We start from the raw sequence: 17,612 nt of genomic DNA, 5'->3' as shown, positions 1-17,612 counted from the left end.
GATGTCGACAAAGTCTGGTCATTTTCGCATCCAGGGTGTACATTAGTTGAGGTTACAAGTGTATATACACATGTTCATACAAATTCGATTGCTTGATTCACCGCCGGGAGGTGTTCTGGTGATTCTATTAGATTCTGTATATCGTTTGATTCGACTTGCATTGCAGGAAGACATCGGCCGTGGAGATCAGACATCGGAAGCCATCATGGACCCTGAGTGGAGTGCCGCTGCAGCCATCTACATCAAGCAGCCAGCCGTGGTCGCGGGGTTGCCTGTGGTACAGGCCGTATTTCAAACGCTCGATCCCCGCGTGCAGGTGATTCCTGCCATATCGGACGGCACGCACCTGTCTGAGAAGGCGCTCGTGTGTCAGGTGGAAGGCCCCGCCCTCTCCGTGCTGTCCGGTGAGCGCACGGCGCTGAACTTTCTCGCCCGCCTTACGGGTATTGCGACGGCCACTGCACGAGCGGTTGCGGAACTGGAAGGCACGAAGGCCAAGCTTCTCGATACCCGGAAGACGACCCCGGGGTGGCGAACGCTCGAAAAGTACGCAGTGCGAATGGGTGGCGGCCACAACCACCGATTCGGGCTCGACGACATGATACTCATTAAGGACAACCACATCGCCCTGGCCGGCAGCGTCCGGGAAGCCGTGCGCCGCGCGCGACTGTACGCCAGCATTTCCACTCGCGTCGAAGTGGAAGTAGACACCCTGTCCCAGCTGGAAGAAGCGCTGCAGTGCGATGTAGACATGATTTTGCTGGACAACATGGACTGCCCCACCATGGAGCAAGCGGTTCGAATGACCGCAGGCAAAGTGCCCCTGGAGGCGTCCGGAAATATGAGTGTCGAGCGGCTGCGTGCCGTTGCAAATACTGGAGTCGATTACATCTCCATGGGTGCGCTCACTCATGGTGCCACCAGTGTCGACGTGGGGCTTGATATCACCATTGACGGGGCGCAAGGCGTGACCGCTGGAGAAAGAAGGGATGGAAATGAACCGCCTCGCGTTTGACTTCGTCATTGTCGGCTGTGGACTGGCAGGCACCGCCGCCGCCCTGGAACTGTGCCAATGGGGTGACGTCGCCGTTGTCTCCAAAGAGCCTGTCACAGGCTGCAATTCCTACTGGGCGCAGGGAGGCATCGCCGCCGCCGTCGACCACGGGGATAGCGTAGAACTCCACGTGGCGGATACGTTGAACGCGGGACACGGGCTGTGCCATCCCGCTGTGGTAGCGGATGTGGCAGGCGCAGCACCAGATAGGGTGCGCTGGCTTGAGCGCCTAGGCGTGTCGTTTGATGTGGATGGCAAGACAGGGCGCCTCTCGTTGGGATTGGAAGGGGCACACTCTCGGCGGCGCATCCTGCACGCCGGGGGAGATGCGAGCGGGAAAAACGTGATGTTGAGTCTCCACGCACGCCTTGGTGACGAGCTGAACATCGTTCATCTCAACCACCACGCCGTGAATAGTTTACTTGTCGATGCCAACGGGCGCGTCGCAGGTGTGCTCGCAACGGATGCGAACAGCGGTGAAGAGCTGTGGATACGTGCCCGCCGCGGGACTGTTCTGGCCACAGGAGGAGCTGGACAGCTGTATGCGCGGACAACCAACCCTCCGGGTTCCACCGGAGACGGTATTGCCTTAGCGCACTCGGTGGGTGCAACCGTTCGAAACCTTGAGTTTGTCCAGTTTCATCCAACCGCGCTCGACGCGGACTGTAATCCACGCTTTCTCATCTCAGAAGCGGTTCGCGGCGCAGGGGCGCACTTGGTGTACAGGGATGGTCGCCGCTTGATGGCCTTCCACCCCATGCAAGACCTGGCTCCGCGCGACGTTATTGCTCGAACCATCTATGAATCCTTGCAACGCGGCGAACCTGTGTACCTGGATGCACGGAAGGTGGACGACTTTCAGGCGCGGTTCCCTACCATTTTCAACGGCTGCCTGGCGCGCGGCTACAACCCAGAGCGCGACTTGCTGCCGGTTGCTCCAGCTGCCCACTTCATGATGGGCGGCGTGGAAGCCACACTGGCCGGTGAAACCTGTGTTCCCGGATTGTACGCGGTTGGCGAAGTCTCCAGCACCGGCTTGCATGGAGCGAATCGGCTGGCGAGCAACTCACTGCTCGAATGTCTGGTGATGGCGCACCAATTGTCGCTCGTATTACAGGACACGGAGGAAATGCCGCTTGAGGCACCCGATTCGCTACAACCAGTGACAAGATTTACCACACCTCCACCCGAGTTACTGAGCCAAGTACAGGACGTGATGTGGACATGTGCAGGCATCGTCCGAGACGGCGCTCAACTGCAGCATGGGTTGTCCAACTTACTTGCGTTGCAGGATAGGTACCCCCACGCTGCAGCAGTGTACACGGCGCTGCTCGTTGTCCAGAGCGCGCTGTTGCGCGAAGAAAGCCGCGGCGCCCACTATCGATCCGATTTTCCTAAGACGGAGTCGGCACTGGACTGCGTGGACACTCGACTGCAACAACCATGTACGTATGCGACGGTCCCTACCCATTAGAAACTGACCAACATGGAGGTAGATATCGTGACGACTGCAACCATACCCATCCAAACTGGATTGCCGAAAGAATACATGGGGTTATCTGCGTCTGAGTGGCAAGCGCGAATTGCCCAAGCGAAAGCCACGCTCGGCCAAGATCTGCTGATCCTTGGGCATCACTATCAACGGGATGAAGTGATCCAGTTCGCAGACCTCACCGGTGACTCGTTTAAATTGGCACGGCTCGCAGCGCAAAACACGACGGCCAAGTACATCGTGTTTTGCGGCGTACACTTCATGGCGGAAACCGCCGATATCTTGACTGGGCCGGAACAGGTAGTTGTCTTGCCAGATCTCAACGCTGGCTGCTCGATGGCGGACATGGCAAACCCAGACCAGGTGGACGAGTGTTGGGAAACGGTCACGGACGTCTTCGGGGGCACCACAGTGCCCATCACCTACGTGAACTCCGCAGCTGTCTTAAAAGCGTTCTGCGGACGCCATGGGGGCGCCGTTTGTACCTCGTCCAACGCCCGGAAAATCCTGACCTGGGCGCTTGCACAAGGTGAACGCGTGCTGTTTTTCCCAGACGAGCACCTGGGCCGCAATACGGCACTGGACATGGGCATGACGGACAAGGAACTTGTCGTCTACAACCAGCAGACTGGTCAGTTCGAGTGGCTCCCAGGCCAAACGCCGCAGCACGTGAAGGTCATCCTCTGGAAGGGTTTCTGTTCCGTACATCAGCGTTTCAATGTCGCGCAGGTGGAGGCACTGCGAAAGCAGTACCCTGAGATTCAAGTACTGGTTCACCCCGAGTGTAACCACGACGTGGTCGCGGCGGCGGACATGTTCGGATCGACCGAGTACATCATCGCCCAAGTCGAAGCAGCCAAACCGGGTACGGTCTGGGCCATCGGTACAGAAGTGAACCTGGTGCACCGGTTGGCAAAACAGCACCCGGAGCAGACCATCCTCAGTCTCAATCCGATTGTCTGCCCGTGTACGACGATGTCGCGCATTTCCCCGGAACACCTGACCTGGGCACTGGAATCACTCTGCCGCGGCGAAGTTGTCAATCAGATTCAAGTGCCGAGTGAAGTCGCCGAATTCGCAAAACTCGCGTTGGACAAAATGCTTACCATCGCGTAACGAGGAGAATCGGAGCTATGGATACGCTCTACCTGGATTACTGCGCCACCACCCCGCTGCGCCCGGAAGTATTGCGAGAAATGGTTAGCGTCTACGAAACACAGTTTGGCAATCCGTCCAGCTTGCACGAAGAAGGCCGGAAAGCGAAGCAGACGGTGGAGCTCGCCCGCGCTCGCATCGCACAGTGTCTGGACGCTAAGCCGACGGAAGTGATCTTCACGTCAAGCGGGACTGAGGCCAACAACTTGGCCATCTTCGGCGCCCTGGCAGAATACTTGCAGACCCCCACCGCATCTGGGGATGGCATCCACGTCATCACAAGCGAGCTCGAGCACCCTGCGGCGAAGAACTGTTTTCGACGGCTGGAGAGGCTAGGAGTAGACGTCACGTGGCTCCCCGTTCCAGAGAGCGGCGTCATCCGGGTGTCGGACCTGGAAAAGGCCCTTCGCGACAACACCAAGTTGGTGTCTGTGATGATGGCGAACAACGAGGTGGGAACACTGCAACCGGTGGCAGACATTGCTGCGTTGTGCCGGCCACGTGGCATACTGGTGCACACCGATGCCGTTCAGGCCGTCGGAAAGATCCCGGTGTCGTTTCGACAACTGGGTGTGGATTTGCTCACCTGCTCCGCCCACAAGTTTTACGGACCCAAAGGGTTGGGCATTCTCATTGCCACCCGTCGAGCGAAACTACAACCGATTCTGTTTGGTGGCGGGCAGGAACGCGGGCTGCGGTCGAGCACAGAAAATGTACCAGCGATTCACGGAGCCGCGGTTGCGTTGGACTTGGCGTTGGGTGAATTGGCGCAGGAGTCAAAGCGGCTGTCCGCGTTGCGAGACCAACTGGCCGACGAGATTGCCTTGCACGTGCCCGATGTGCTTCATACCGTGAGTGGATGGCCCACCCTTCCGCACGTGCTGCACATCTGTTTGGCAGATGTGTTAGGAGAGGCCGTGCTGTTGGAACTTGACCGGATGGGGGTGCACGTCTCGGCGGGTTCGGCGTGTTCGGCCGGTACAGCGGAACCCTCTGCCGTGTTGCAGGCCATGGGTGTTGACCCGCGCTACATTCACGGATCGCTGCGCATCAGTCTCGGACGAGAAACGCACGCGGAGGATATTCCACGTTTCGTCCAGGCGTTGCACACGACAGTGCACCAACTCCGTGGCAAGCTCACTCGATAACATGGCGCCCACCAGTCGGACTGGTGGGCGCATAATGTTGCAATTGTGCCTTGGGTGTCCCAGGCTGCTTTTATGAACGTTATTTTGCACATCGCTGGATAGGCGTCGAGTTCTGTTTGACGGACAGAAAGTCAAAGATTTGTTGGCGCATATTCAGTACATGCTGATATCCGAGGTCAATGTTGCTCTTCATGGGTTTGCGGCACGACCACCACGACGTCCTTTTTACGTCTGGTTTGATGACGAGAACATCGTCCCCTTGCAAATGACTGCTGTCCGTAGATTCATCTATCAGCGCCACCAATGAACGTTTTAATACATCCACCATGGTGACTGGATACCAATTTTGAGATATGTTTTGTACGTCAATCGCGATGATTTTGTTGCAACCGACTTGACGGAGAATGGATATCGGCACCGTCTCACGTACGCCGCCATCGACAAGCATCCATTTCCTGTATTTATAGGTGTGAACAAACCTGGAATCGAACAGCTACCGCAAATCTCCTTGATAAGGTCAGTGCTTTGTTCCGCATATCCCTTTTGAATGCAGTGAGAATCATTCGTGAATGTGACAGTGTTTGTCGTGTACAAGTCTGTAGCGACCACGTAGTAGGGAAGTTTGGGTAATCGATTGTGGTGAATCCGTTTCACATATCGTTGCAGTCGTTTACCCCGAAAGACTCCGTTCGGTGCGGAGACGTCCTTCCCTTTCCAAGCGTGCCGAACCAGATTTGACATCGACGATACCATAGGAAACCCATAGTCCAAGAGCAACAGACCCGGGAATTTTTTCACAGCTCTTCTAAAATCATCGAATCTGTATCCATGAGCGTACATCGAGGCAACCAAGGCACCCGCACTCGTGCCTGCAATGTGTGTCGGTCGTATTCCGAGTCGCTCGAGTGCAAACAGAACACCGACGTGCAGAGTTCCTGCCAGTTCGGCTCCACAAAGCGCAATACCAAGACGCAATTCGTTGTCATTCATACAACCACCAGCACCAGTGATCTGACGTGCTGGATCATATGTGTGGGCGGATGTTTGAGTTCCAACATCAGATGTTAGGTTCGCGAAATTCTATCATTTCTGTTACATTCGGCATAGAAACGCAATTTTGATAGACGACGCCAGCGTCTGCCTCTTGACACATTTCAATAGGCAGACTAAGCTAACTACAAACGTTCAGAACATTACGTTTTGCACGACTGGCGGAACATGAGGGAGTACCCTCGGGGAGTGCAAAATGACACATTTCGCCGACCGCCTGGGCGCCTCTTTACAGAAGCGTGCCCAGGTTTTGTATATCATGCGCTATGTATACAAAGGAGGAGTCACTGTGAAAGTCCTGGTCACGGACGAAATCGCTGAAGAAGGTCTGCAAGTGCTACGTCGTCTCGGAAACATCGACATCGTGGTCCGGACGGGACTCTCCGAATCCGAGCTGCTGCAGGAAATCGCGGATGCAGACGCCCTCCTCGTCCGCTCCCAGACCCAGGTCACAGACAGAGTCATTGCGGCCGGAGCCAAGCTGAGAGCCATCGGCAGGGCGGGTGTCGGCGTTGACAACATTGATGTGAACGCTGCGACGCGCCGAGGCGTGGTTGTGGTGAACGCGCCGGACGGAAACACAATTGCGGCAGCCGAACACACACTCGCCATGTTGCTGGCTCTAGCACGGCACATTCCACAGGCGTACGTTTCCGTCTGCGACGGCAAATGGTCTCGGGGACGCTTTGTGGGCGTGGAGCTCCGCGGCAAAACGCTGGCCGTCGTTGGTATGGGGCGCATTGGCACTGAGGTAGCAAAGCGTGCGCTCGCCTTTCAGATGAACGTCCTCGGGTACGATCCATACCTCACCGACGAACGTGCAGAGTCTCTCGGCATTCAACGCGTGACCCTCGATGAAGCGATTGCCAATGCTGACTTTATTACGGTCCATACGCCGCTGCTGAAGGAGACACACCACCTCCTCGACGTCAACGCGTTCGACAAGATGAAGCCCGGAGTACGCATTATCAACTGCGCGCGCGGTGGCATCATCGACGAAAAAGCGCTTGTGGAGGCACTGCAAATCGGCAAGGTCGCAGGTGCCGCCCTGGATGTGTTTGAACAAGAGCCGTTGCCTGCGGATCACCCGTTGCGAGCATGTGAGAACGTCATCCTGACTCCCCACCTCGGTGCGTCCACGGTAGAAGCACAATCTCTGGTGGCCGTTGCCGTCGCAGAGGAAGTTGTGAACATTCTTACTGACAAGCCTTTCCGCAATGCGGTGAACCTGCCGTCCATGACGGAGGAACAAAAGCGCAATCTTCAACCCTACCTGACCCTTGGTGAAAAACTGGGCAAATTCGTCGGTCAGCTCCTGCTCCATCCAAGTGTACAGGTGGACATCACGTATTCCGGGGACATTGCGAACCACGACGTGTCCTTGCTGACACGCACCGTCCTCAAGGGCTTGCTCGCACAGACGTACGCGGACGAAGTGAACTTCATCAATGCCCTCGTCGTGGCTAAGGAGAAAGGCATTCATGTGCGGGAAGTGCGGCAATCCAGCAAAGTCTTCACCAACATGATTTCCGTCACTGCCGCAACGAAGGAAGAACAGCATACCGTCTCCGGTACCCTGTACAACGGCTATGGCCCCAAAATTGTGGAAATTGACGGATTTCGAATTGACGTCGCCCCAGAAGGCAACCTGCTGTACACCCTGCACCGCGACAAACCTGGTATGATTGGCAAGATTGGCACGCTGATTGGCGATGCCGCTATCAATATTGCGGGGATGCAAGTGGGTCGGCACGAACAGGGTGGCGACGCGGTCATGCTGCTGAGTGTCGACAAAGCGATTCCGGCCGATATTGTGGAACGCGTCCGCCAAATCCCAGATCTTGTGCAAGTCCGGTCCATTGAACTGTAACGCGGAGGTGGAGACGATGAACACAGTGAAGACGAAGCTTCGGAAGGATTACTTCGGCGCTGGTCCAGGCCCTCTTCCTGGCCCGGTGCTTGAGCAAATCAGCAAGGATGCTGCAGAGTACGGCGATTTGAACTTGTCCGTATTGGAAATCAGTCACAGAAGCCCCGCGTATGAACAGATTCAAGAGCGCGCGAAAGAGCGATTGCGACGATTGCTCGACATTCCCGACACACACGACGTCCTGTTCCTGCAGGGTGGCGCGAGCCTGCAATTTGCCATGATTCCCATGAACTTTCTGCAAGAAGGGCGAACCGGCGCGTACGTGTTGACAGGACAGTGGTCGGAGAAAGCGTACGATGAAGCAGGCCGGGTGGGCAAGGTACGCGTGGCGGCGAGCAGCAAGGAAGTCGGCTATCGGTCCATTCCAAGTCTCTCCGCAGACATTGCGTCACCAGACGATGCGTACGTTCACATCACATCCAACGAAACCATTGTCGGCTCTCAGTGGAGAACCTTCCCCGAAACGTCAGCGCCGCTCGTCGCAGACATGTCCAGCGACATTCTGTCGAGACCCATCCCAGTGCAGAACTTCCATCTGATTTACGCGGGCGCGCAGAAAAACCTCGGCCCCGCCGGCGTCACGGTGGTGATTGTCCGCAAGGATTGGGTGGAAAGCCTGTCGACAAGCGGCGTCCCCAAGATTTTGCAATATGCAACGCACTTGAAGAACGATTCCAAGTACAACACGCCGCCGGTGTTTGCCGTGCACGCCGTAGAGCGTGTCCTGGCATGGGTGGAAGAAGAAGGCGGCGTGCAGGAAATGGAACGCAGAGCCAAAGTGAAGGCTGACCTCGTGTATGCAGCCATCGACGACAGCGATGGGTTCTACCAGGGCGTTGTTGATCCGGAGAGCCGCTCGCAGATGAACGTGACATTCAGGTTGGCCTCCAAGGAGTTGGAGACTGCGTTTCTAAACGAGGCGAAAGAAGCTGGGCTTTCCGGGCTTTCCGGACACCGCTCTGTCGGTGGCTTCCGAGCCTCGCTCTACAACGCCGTGGAAGTGTCATCCTGTGAACGCTTGGCAGAGTTCATGCGGGCGTTTCAGAAGAAGCATTGATCAGGGTTGATGACGAGAAGGGTCACCTAATTCTTGAGCCGCAAGGTCGAAGGCACCTTGCGGCTCACAATTTTTCGTACCGAAAGGATGTTTCAATTTCCACTGGAGAGCGGTTCACTACGACGAGGCTCATCGTGGATCTATGAATTCGTAGAGATTTCTGGGTCCCTCGTACGCGAGTAGGCCATACGTCTCGTCCCAGACGCAAACAGGCTTAATGTGAGGCTGAGAGCAAGCCCTACCATCATGAACCCACCAAATTTCCACGGCGATGGACCATACGCCTTGGCCATGGATGTCCACATCAGTGGGCCAAAACCAACAATGGCTGCGGCGATCTGGTAACCAACCGATAGACCAGTATAACGGACTCGAGCCGGAAACAGTTCGGAGAAAAGCGTCCCCTGTGTAGAGAAAATCGCCGCCCAGATGACTCCAAGCATGACCGCCTGCATCAAGTGAAACCAGCCGGCCCCTTTGCCAATCAACGAAAAATAAGGAACCGAAAGAAGGAATAGAAGAATCAATCCCCCGATATAGATGCGTTTCCGGCCGACAAAATCGGAAATGTAACCCACCATCGGGATGGTGACGAGCATGATAGCGGAACCGATGGTCAGGGCGTTTAAAGCAGTGTTACGAGAATAGCCTAAGTATACGGTAGCAAACGTAAGCACATAGGACATGGAGAACACGTTGAAGAACCCGTCACCGAGTTTCAACCCGATGGCACGTAGTACGTTTTTCCAATCGCTGCGGATGACTTCAACGATGGGCAGCCGTGCGATATCGCCACGTTCCTTCTGCACCTGAAAGACGGGCGTTTCCTCTATACCACTCCGGATCCAGATGGCTAAACTTACGAGCACCACACTGAAGAGGAAGGGAATCCGCCATCCCCATGTCATAAACTGGTCGTTGGTGCCCAAGTGACTGAGGAGTGAAAAACTTAATGTCCCAGTGACCAAACCGATAGGAACCCCGAGTTGTGGAATCGAACCATAAAGCCCACGAACTCCTTTCGGCGCGTATTCTGTTGCCAAGAGGATGGCTCCGCCCCATTCACCCCCCAAGGAAATCCCCTGGATCAGCCGCAACGTCACTAATAAGATTGGGGCAAGCAAACCGATTTGCTTGTACGTGGGAAGAAGACCAATGAGCGTTGAACTGCATCCCATGCCGACCAGCGTATAAATGAGCGTCGCCTTTCGCCCCAGCCTATCCCCGAGGTGACCGAATAACACACTACCGATAGGCCGAGCGGCGTAACCGGCACCGAAGGTGGAAAAGGCGAGAATCAGTGAGATGGCTGGATCGTGCGATGGAAAGTATTGCGTCGAAAAAATCAAGCCGGTTGCTGAACCATACAGGTAGAAATCGTACCACTCAATGATTGAACCAGCCATGCTGGCAAATAGGACCCGGATTTTGTTCACAGGACTTCCTCCCCTCCCGTTCGAGATCCATCCGTTCAGTGATGCTGAAGCAGTCATGCACTCGGCCACGTCAACATCCTCATCCCCCGGCCTCTTGAGATACATACCTACACCATGCGTGTCTGCCCTTCCCAGTACTTGGCGCGGAGGTCACGCTTGAGCACCTTCCCGTAGGCGTTTTTTGGGAGCTCCTCGACAAAGTCTACCGACCGAGGCTTCTTGTAACTTGCCAGCTGACTTCGACAAAACGCAATCAACTCGTCTTCTGTAACCGCGTGCCCATGCCTCAAGACAACCATGGCCTTGACCGCCTCGCCCCATTCCGCATCCGGGACACCGAAAACGCAAACCTCTTGTACAGCTGGATGACGCAATAAAACTTCTTCCACCTCGCGAGGGTAGATGTTGTTTCCACCGCTGATAATCATGTCCTTGGTCCGATCCAAGATATACAGGTAGCCCTGCTCGTCCATGTACCCGATATCTCCTGTACGCAACCACCCGTTCACCATCGCCTCGGCAGAAGCCTCCGGATTGCGCCAGTATCCCTTCATCACAAGGTCACTTCGAACGGTAATTTCGCCGACGGTCCCCGGGGGTAACGCGTTGCCATCCGAATCTTGAATGCACACCTGTACCCCCAAACGGGGAGTACCAGCAGAGGCAAGGCGTGCAGGATGATTCAGGTCGTGCTCTTCCCGACTGAGACCGGTAATCGTCATCAGACATTCCCCTTGCCCATAAACCTGAGCAAACACCGGTCCGAAGACCTTCAATCCTGCGACCAGATCCTCCACGTACATCGGTGCGCCGCCGTAGACGATGCATCGCAAGCTTCGCAAGTCGTATGTGGTGCGCGCTTCGGATTCAATCAAGCGCTTCACCATGGTCGGGGCCATAAACGGAAGCACGGTGACCCGGTGTTTTTCAATGGAAGCGAACACCGTTTCCGGATCAAAGCGGGGGGCATCGAGGATCACGTTCGTACCCCCCTTCGCAATTATGGGAAGTGCATAGATGCCTGAGCCATGGGTAAGCGGTGCCGCATGCAGCCCGATGTCGTCGTGCGCAAACGGATAAATGTCTGCACAGGCGTTCAGAGCGACCAGCAGAAGAATGCGGTGCGTCAACATCGCCCCTTTGGGTCGCCCCGTGGTACCCGATGTATAAAAAAGCCAAGCCAAGTCGTCTCCATCCACCGGCGCCATCCATTCGGCGGCGTCCCCACAGTCCAACAGCTCGCGATAATCAAGCACCGTGAAAGAATTCCCGTGTCGCTTGTTCTCCAAGCCATCCAGGCAAACCGCAGTACGAGTCGCGGTGAGATCCCCAGCAATACGGTCGATATCCGCCTGATACACACCCGCAAACACAAGAACCTTGGCTTCACTGTGGTTTAAAATGTAGCGCACCTCGTCATGGTGCAGGCGAAAGTTCATCGGTACGGCTGTCAGGCCAGCCTTCCACGCCGCAAACAGCACCTCTAGGATCTCTGGGCGGTTCGGCGAAAAGATAGCCACCCGGTCTCCACGTTCTAGGCCAAGTTGGCGCAGTGCGCTCGCAACCCGGTTGACGCGCTCGTTAAACTCCCGGTACGTCAACACCAAGTCGCCATAAATGATGGCCGGATGGTTTGGATAGGCTGCTGCCGAACGGCTTAACATATAACCGAGGTTCATGGCCGCCATATGGGTCCCTCCCTGCATCCTGCTCCGTTATGCATGAGAACGTCAGCCACCCTACTGATATCTTGGAATGATAGGGCGAATCCAGTGTTATTCTCAGAATATAACGAAAACAAAAACCCGTCTACATCCTTTCATTTGGGAGAGAACATAGGTCTTGTGTGGTGAGAAACTAAAATAAGAGCACCCTGCGCAAGAGGGTGCTCTTCTGCTTCACAGCGGCCTCGCTGAACCGCTGCGTTAAGGATATCCAATGACGCAACCAATATGCGTTGTGGCTGGGGAGGAAGGGATCGAACCTTCGCATGACGGAGTCAAAGTCCGTTGCCTTACCGCTTGGCTACTCCCCATCAATCCAGCGACAGGTTGTAAATTACCACGGATGCCGATTGCCTGTCAAGTCAATGAACGGACGTTGTGGTTATGCTGAGCACGCCGTCGAGCGTTTCCAGCGCTTGATACAGCTCTGTCAACGGAACGTTGACATGGACAATACACGACAACGTCACTTCCCTCGTCCCCTCGTTCACCTTATTCGTCCTGATGCGTTCAATGCGGCTCTCAATGACGCGAATGCGAGAGAGAATATCTTTCATGGAGACGTTGCTTCGAATCACAAGATGCAGTTCCACTTCCTTCTCGCGCAGCACCTGCGGTCCCACTCGGCGCATGATAAACGGTACCAGTTCCACACTGACAATAATCAGTAACAAGCCGACGACGGCGTCCGCGTAATACCCTGCACCCACAGCAATGCCCAGCCCCGACGACGCCCAGACCATGGCCGCCGTGGTGAGTCCAGAAATCACTTCATTGTTCTTTCGCAGGATCACACCTGCGCCGAGAAAACCAATGCCACTCACAATCTGCGCCGCCAGCCGCATCGGATCCGCGCGAAACACACTGGAAACGGCATTGGTCGCGGTGGCAGTATCGATGGAGACGATGGTCAACAAACAACTGGACACGGAAATGACTAGACAGGTCTTTAATCCCAGTGGCTTCCGCTTCAACTCCCGTTCCAAACCGACGAAGATGCCGAGGATGGCCGCAATGACTAACTTCAAGATGTCCTGATGAAGCACGAGCTGCTCCCCCCTCTGCCCACTCTATCGCAACCTCCCCGCTTTGACCAGCCGTTGGACGCGAGAACGCTCCGCTCAAATTCGCTTCACAATCATATTTTCTATCCAGCGCCACGGCAACACGGCCTTCGCAACAGTGCTCAATCGGCTGCCCTTTCCCACCGGATACCGCAACTTCGGTCGAGGCGTGCGGGCAATGTGGCGGATGACCCTCGCGACCTCATGTGGATGGCCAGCCGTCTGCGCCGTACGCTCGATTTGCTGCATCATGCGCAGTGCGCGCTCTTGATACGCGGATGAGGCAGGGATGCTCGTGTTTCCCAAACTCGTTTCCCAGATATTCGTCTTGAACGCGGCGGGTTCCACCAGGCAGACGTACACATTGTACGGCAACAGTTCCAGGCGCAACGACTCCGAAAAGCCTTCCACCGCAAACTTGGAAGCCGCGTACGGTCCGAATGCGGGCAGCCCGATGCGCCCACTCACACTGCTGATGTTGATGATGGTTCCGTTTCTTTGCGCGCGCATGTGCGGGATCACCGCTTTTGTACAAGCAATCAAACCGAATACGTTGGTCTCAAACTGCCTGCGCCAGTCGTCCATCGCCACGTCCTCTACGAACCCACCAACGGCGATGCCCGCGTTGTTCACGAGGATGTCGATACGGCCGAAGCTGTCCACAACCGCTTTGGCCACCGACGCGATGTCCGACTCACAGGTGACATCCAGCTTCCGAACGTGGATCCGATCCGCGACAGCAGCTTCTTTCGCCCGTCGAATCAACTCGGTTTGCTTCTCCGTGTTGCGCATCGTGGCTACTACTTCGCACCCATCCTGCGCCAGCACAATGCTTGCCAGCAGCCCGAATCCGCTGGACGTCCCTGTAATCCAAACGATTTTCCGTCTAGACACAATCCACTAAGCGCCTCCTCTTCCTCCGATGTACCAGCCTCGAACAATTCTCCAAACGAGTGCCGCCATCCTGTTTTGATGTACAAAAAATCGGGAGCCAAACGCTCCCGATACCTGCAACGTTCGGTATGTAGACTACATCTCCCGTATCACTGAGAAGCTCGGCGCCTGGGCGTCGAAGCTTACCTTCGAAGACGCTCGTTGATGTGCGTTCAAGGCGCTCGAGAGGACAAATCCCGCACAGAACATCACAATCACCAGGATGGCAAAGAGAGCGAATCTCTGCACCCATGTCCCTCCCATTCCCAGCATGTCCACACCAAAGTGAATCCCCTACGCCCCGGCGTCACGGCAAGTATTTGACCTTCTCAACCATTGGGGTTCGTGCTTTGGGCTGTGGCACTTCTGCCGGGTAACCAACGCCGAGTACGCCGACCACGTCGTACCCTTCAGGAACCCCGAGAATCTCGTGCGTTTCCGGTTTCCACCCAATGGACGTCCAACGCACGCCGACGCCTGCCTCCCAAGCTATCAGCGAGAAATTCTGAATGAAGCAGGATACTGCAATGAGGTTTTCATCTCTGTCGATGGCTGTGGATGCGGACTTCGATAAGACCGCCATCACGACAGGGGCATCCCCAAAATTAGCCTTATGATTCAATTTCGCGCGTGTCTCTGGACCAATGAAGACGATTTCCCACGGTTGAGCCATGCGATGGTTCGGTGCATAACTCGCGGCCTGCAACCATTCCATCAGCTGGTCTCGGTCCACGGGATCCGGCTTAAACTGCTTAATATTGCGACGTTCCACAACGGCTTTCATGACTTCCATCATCCACATCTCCTTTCCCCGATATTGTACCCCATGGATATGCAGCGTGTGATGTCTTCATCCGGCTGCAGAGTGATTGCACGAAGTCCGAGTTGACCTACGCCTACAAGTTCAGGCGCCGGGAGGGATCCACGCTGTCGATGGCGAATCTGTTTGCCATTCCCATCCACCGGCAAAAAGCTGACTGCTTCGAAGCCAGGTGCTTGTGGCGTCATGACTTTACATAGACTCCACCGAGACGCTGTACAAATCATCCCCGTATTCGTGGTACGCGGATTGCTCCCATCTGTAAGGAGGGTTTTGACATGAAAGTGGCGTATCTGGGTCCCGAAGGCACGTTCAGCGAAGAGGCGGCAATTCGTTTCTTTCAAGGTCAAGCGGTGGAATGGGTGGTCTGCCCCGCCATTCCGGACGTACTGGAAGCCATATTGAATGAGGATGTCTTGTTCGGAATCGTGCCGATTGAAAACTCCATCGATGGCTCGGTCAATGTGGCCCTGGATGGGCTACTGCGACACGGCGAACTGTTTGTCTGTGGCGAGCTCGTTCTACCCATTGAACAGATGCTACTTGGACTGCCTGGTACTCGCATTGACCAAGTTACGGAAGTGTGGTCGATTCCCCCCGCCCTCGCCCAGTGCCACAATTTCATCAGGCAACGCGGCCTGCCTACGCGTCACTTCACCAGTACCGCCGCGGCTGCCAAGGAGATTGTGACGTCGGGCCGATCCGACGTAGGTGCTGTCGCATCGGCCTGGGCCGCGAAGAAATTTGGATTGTCCATTCTTGCCTCCAACATTCAAGACGCTGCGAGCAACCACACCCGTTTTCTCACGCTGCGCAAAGGTGAAATTGTACCCGACACCGCCGATAAAACCATGTTACTTGTGCTCCCATCTACGGAACACGCCGGTGTCCTAGCCAGTATTCTCAACGTGTTTGCCGCATTCGGGCTCAACCTGTCCTGGATTGCCTCCCGACCCGTGAAGACACAACTTGGCGTTTATCAGTTCGCATTTGACGTGGAAGCGGGCCTACACGACGAGCGCATGCAAAAGTCGTTGTCCATCCTGCGTACGTTTGACCACCAGGTACGTGTGCTTGGATCTTTTGCCGCATGGAAACCTGGGCCCCGTTAAAACCACAATTTCCTCGGGAAAAGAATGCATGGTGGCCGCGGGAGGAACGCCCGTCCTATCGCTTCAGGTCTTGGTAAGACGGGAGTCCTCCAGCGGCTTCTGCCGCTTTCACGGCGTTCACCACCGCGTCTGCCAGCACCTCAGCCGAGACGGCTCCAACCACGTCGACGGGAACATCCAGTCCTCCGGTTGCCACAGCAAAGAGCGTGTCACCGTCGAGCATGGTGTGCACCGGATAAATCGTGCGCGCCAATCCGTCGTGCGCCATTTGTGCCACCTTAGTCGCTTGTGCCTTATTCAGGTTGGCGTTCGATGCCACCACGCCAATCGTGGTGTTCGTGCCTGGAAAAACTGGCGGATGGGCCATCCGCACAAGAAGATCCAGGCTGTCCAGCAGGTTCCCATCGTCGTCGCGCGGTGCTGCCAAGACTTGGCCTGTTTTGGGATGTCGCACTTCCCCTACGGCATTGACTGCAACAATGGCACCGACGACCAGACCGTTCGGCAGCGTGCGCGACGCTGTACCGAGTCCGCTCTTCATCGCCCGTTCAAGGCCGGCCAGCTTACCTACAGTAGCGCCGCAGCCTGCCCCGACGTTACCTTGTGCAGCACAATCTGTAGACGCGTTTTGCGCCGCGACGTACCCCATTTCTTTGTCCGGGCGGACGTCCGCGTTTCCGATGGCCAAATCGAACAAAACGGCTGCGGGGACGATAGGAACCACACCCACTCCCACGGGGAGGCCGTGGCCACGTTCCTCCAGAAATTGCATGACGCCTGTGGCTGCATCCAAGCCATATGCGCTGCCCCCGGACAAGAGAATGGCGTGAACCCGCTCCACCATGTGAGTCGGTTGCAGCAAATCGGTCTCACGGGTGCCCGGGGCGGAGCCCCGGACATCGACGCCACAGACTGCGCCTTGCTCAGTAAGGACAACCGTACATCCTGTGAGCGCGCGATGGTTGTGCGCATGCCCAACCTTGATTCCCGGTACGTCTGTGATGCTTCCTGCAGTCATTTACTTGTCCCCCGCCGCGTTGTCGTCGGAGAGCTTTGACTTTTTCCGAGTGCCAAGATTCATCCAAGAAGCGACGACTGCGAGTGTGACAATCACCGATACGACAGCTTCCGGCAATCCATTCGTAATTGCCACGCCTACCGCGACGCCGAAGGTCATGTAGCCGCGGAGCACGGCCATCCCAAGCACCAGGATGGTGTTTGATGCGGACCCAATAAACCCAGCTGCACCAATCGCAAAGTACGGGTTCACCCGTCGCAATCCTACGTAGGTGAGGTACGCGAAAACACCGATGAACAAGCGCGGCAAAATGGCGACGAGGGGGTCTTTGAACAGTGGCACAGTCGCGTTGAGAAACGAAGACACACCAAATATCAGGCCAATGACCATGCCGACCGGCCATCCCTCCATAATTCCACCAATCACTGCAGGAATATGCATGATGGTCGCATTCCCTGCCGCCGTTGGCACCGGAATGTATCCAAGCCTCGTCACCCCGAGCAAAATCGCGATGGCGCCGAGCACGCCCGAAATGACAATCCTACGGACTGTGAGACCTTTTTCCATATGTAATCCTCCATGTTTCTCACGTGTATTGGAATCCCCTGTGGCAGATTCC

The 17,612-nt window shown here is 56.0% G+C and carries 16 protein-coding genes, 1 tRNA gene, 1 pseudogene and 1 riboswitch; of the genes and pseudogenes, 7 read left to right on the top strand and 11 right to left on the bottom strand.

The genetic code is table 11. From position 1 onward, the window contains the following. Positions 1 to 118: 118 nt before the first annotated feature. From nadC to YWK_RS0100695, 4 genes are read left to right on the top strand one after another with little or no spacing between them, the layout of a single operon-like run. Complete coding sequence (nadC, locus tag YWK_RS17645) at positions 119 to 1,015, top strand: carboxylating nicotinate-nucleotide diphosphorylase (protein ID WP_245578465.1); 897 nt, start codon at positions 119 to 121, stop codon at positions 1,013 to 1,015. Beyond that, positions 990 to 2,528, top strand: coding sequence for an L-aspartate oxidase (gene nadB, locus YWK_RS0100705; RefSeq protein ID WP_026963263.1), 1,539 nt, complete (start codon positions 990 to 992; stop codon positions 2,526 to 2,528). The genes nadC and nadB overlap by 26 nt, the downstream gene beginning before the upstream one ends. Before the next feature lie 27 nt (positions 2,529 to 2,555). Then, positions 2,556 to 3,662: a quinolinate synthase NadA gene (gene nadA, locus YWK_RS0100700; protein WP_281172210.1), complete on the top strand. Its 1,107-nt coding sequence runs from the start codon at positions 2,556 to 2,558 to the stop codon at positions 3,660 to 3,662. Positions 3,663 to 3,679: 17 nt separating this feature from the next. After that, positions 3,680 to 4,849 (top strand): cysteine desulfurase family protein, encoded by a 1,170-nt coding sequence (locus YWK_RS0100695; protein ID WP_026963261.1) that lies wholly within the window; start codon positions 3,680 to 3,682, stop codon positions 4,847 to 4,849. Positions 4,850 to 4,928: 79 nt separating this feature from the next. On the opposite strand, the gene YWK_RS22060 is transcribed toward YWK_RS0100695, so the two are convergent. Continuing rightward, a complete protein-coding gene (locus tag YWK_RS22060; RefSeq protein ID WP_026963260.1) occupies positions 4,929 to 5,297 on the bottom strand; it encodes a patatin-like phospholipase family protein in 369 nt (122 codons plus the stop codon). A gap of 68 nt (positions 5,298 to 5,365) precedes the next feature. After that, a pseudogene (locus tag YWK_RS22775) lies at positions 5,366 to 5,839 on the bottom strand (patatin-like phospholipase family protein); the annotation flags it as partial. Between the two features lie 204 nt (positions 5,840 to 6,043). Then, positions 6,044 to 6,129, top strand: a riboswitch (ZMP/ZTP riboswitch). A gap of 29 nt (positions 6,130 to 6,158) precedes the next feature. Between YWK_RS22775 and serA the strand changes: the two are divergent. Both serA and serC read left to right on the top strand, forming a co-directional pair. Next, positions 6,159 to 7,769, top strand: coding sequence for a phosphoglycerate dehydrogenase (serA, locus tag YWK_RS0100680; RefSeq protein WP_026963258.1), 1,611 nt, complete (start codon positions 6,159 to 6,161; stop codon positions 7,767 to 7,769). Positions 7,770 to 7,785: 16 nt separating this feature from the next. Continuing rightward, positions 7,786 to 8,886 (top strand): 3-phosphoserine/phosphohydroxythreonine transaminase, encoded by a 1,101-nt coding sequence (serC, locus tag YWK_RS0100675; protein ID WP_051374832.1) that lies wholly within the window; start codon positions 7,786 to 7,788, stop codon positions 8,884 to 8,886. Positions 8,887 to 9,026: 140 nt separating this feature from the next. On the opposite strand, the gene YWK_RS0100670 is transcribed toward serC, so the two are convergent. From YWK_RS0100670 to YWK_RS0100640, 7 genes are all read right to left on the bottom strand, one after another. After that, a complete protein-coding gene (locus tag YWK_RS0100670; RefSeq protein WP_026963256.1) occupies positions 9,027 to 10,322 on the bottom strand; it encodes an MFS transporter in 1,296 nt (431 codons plus the stop codon). Positions 10,323 to 10,429: 107 nt separating this feature from the next. Continuing rightward, on the bottom strand, positions 10,430 to 12,010 hold the full coding sequence (locus YWK_RS0100665; RefSeq protein WP_245578464.1) for an acyl-CoA synthetase: 1,581 nt from the start codon (positions 12,008 to 12,010) through the stop codon (positions 10,430 to 10,432). Positions 12,011 to 12,282: 272 nt separating this feature from the next. Continuing rightward, a tRNA-Gln gene (locus YWK_RS0100660) sits at positions 12,283 to 12,357 on the bottom strand. Positions 12,358 to 12,408: 51 nt separating this feature from the next. Further along, a complete protein-coding gene (locus tag YWK_RS0100655; RefSeq protein WP_026963254.1) occupies positions 12,409 to 13,092 on the bottom strand; it encodes an MgtC/SapB family protein in 684 nt (227 codons plus the stop codon). A gap of 75 nt (positions 13,093 to 13,167) precedes the next feature. Continuing rightward, a complete protein-coding gene (locus YWK_RS0100650; protein WP_245578463.1) occupies positions 13,168 to 14,004 on the bottom strand; it encodes an SDR family oxidoreductase in 837 nt (278 codons plus the stop codon). Positions 14,005 to 14,139: 135 nt separating this feature from the next. Continuing rightward, entirely contained in the window at positions 14,140 to 14,292 is a 153-nt protein-coding gene (locus YWK_RS21720; protein ID WP_156908988.1) for a hypothetical protein, read from the bottom strand. A gap of 58 nt (positions 14,293 to 14,350) precedes the next feature. Further along, positions 14,351 to 14,836, bottom strand: coding sequence for a nitroreductase family protein (locus YWK_RS0100640; RefSeq protein ID WP_026963252.1), 486 nt, complete (start codon positions 14,834 to 14,836; stop codon positions 14,351 to 14,353). 305 nt (positions 14,837 to 15,141) lie between these two features. Here YWK_RS0100640 and pheA point away from each other — a divergent pair, with 305 nt between their 5' ends. Continuing rightward, positions 15,142 to 15,975, top strand: coding sequence for a prephenate dehydratase (gene pheA / locus YWK_RS0100630; RefSeq protein WP_026963250.1), 834 nt, complete (start codon positions 15,142 to 15,144; stop codon positions 15,973 to 15,975). Positions 15,976 to 16,030: 55 nt separating this feature from the next. Here the strand turns inward: pheA and YWK_RS0100625 are convergent, their stop codons facing one another. Then, positions 16,031 to 16,993, bottom strand: a complete 963-nt coding sequence (locus YWK_RS0100625; RefSeq protein WP_026963249.1) for a P1 family peptidase — start codon at positions 16,991 to 16,993, stop codon at positions 16,031 to 16,033. Next, a complete protein-coding gene (locus YWK_RS0100620) occupies positions 16,994 to 17,560 on the bottom strand; it encodes an ECF transporter S component (RefSeq protein WP_026963248.1) in 567 nt (188 codons plus the stop codon). Positions 17,561 to 17,612 lie beyond the last annotated feature (52 nt).

It is taken from the genome of Alicyclobacillus pomorum DSM 14955, from assembly GCF_000472905.1.
In the GTDB taxonomy this organism is placed as follows: Bacteria; Bacillota; Bacilli; order Alicyclobacillales; family Alicyclobacillaceae; genus Alicyclobacillus_A; species Alicyclobacillus_A pomorum.
Note: the sequence above shows the minus strand (reverse complement) of the source record. Positions and strands in the feature narration are given on the sequence as shown.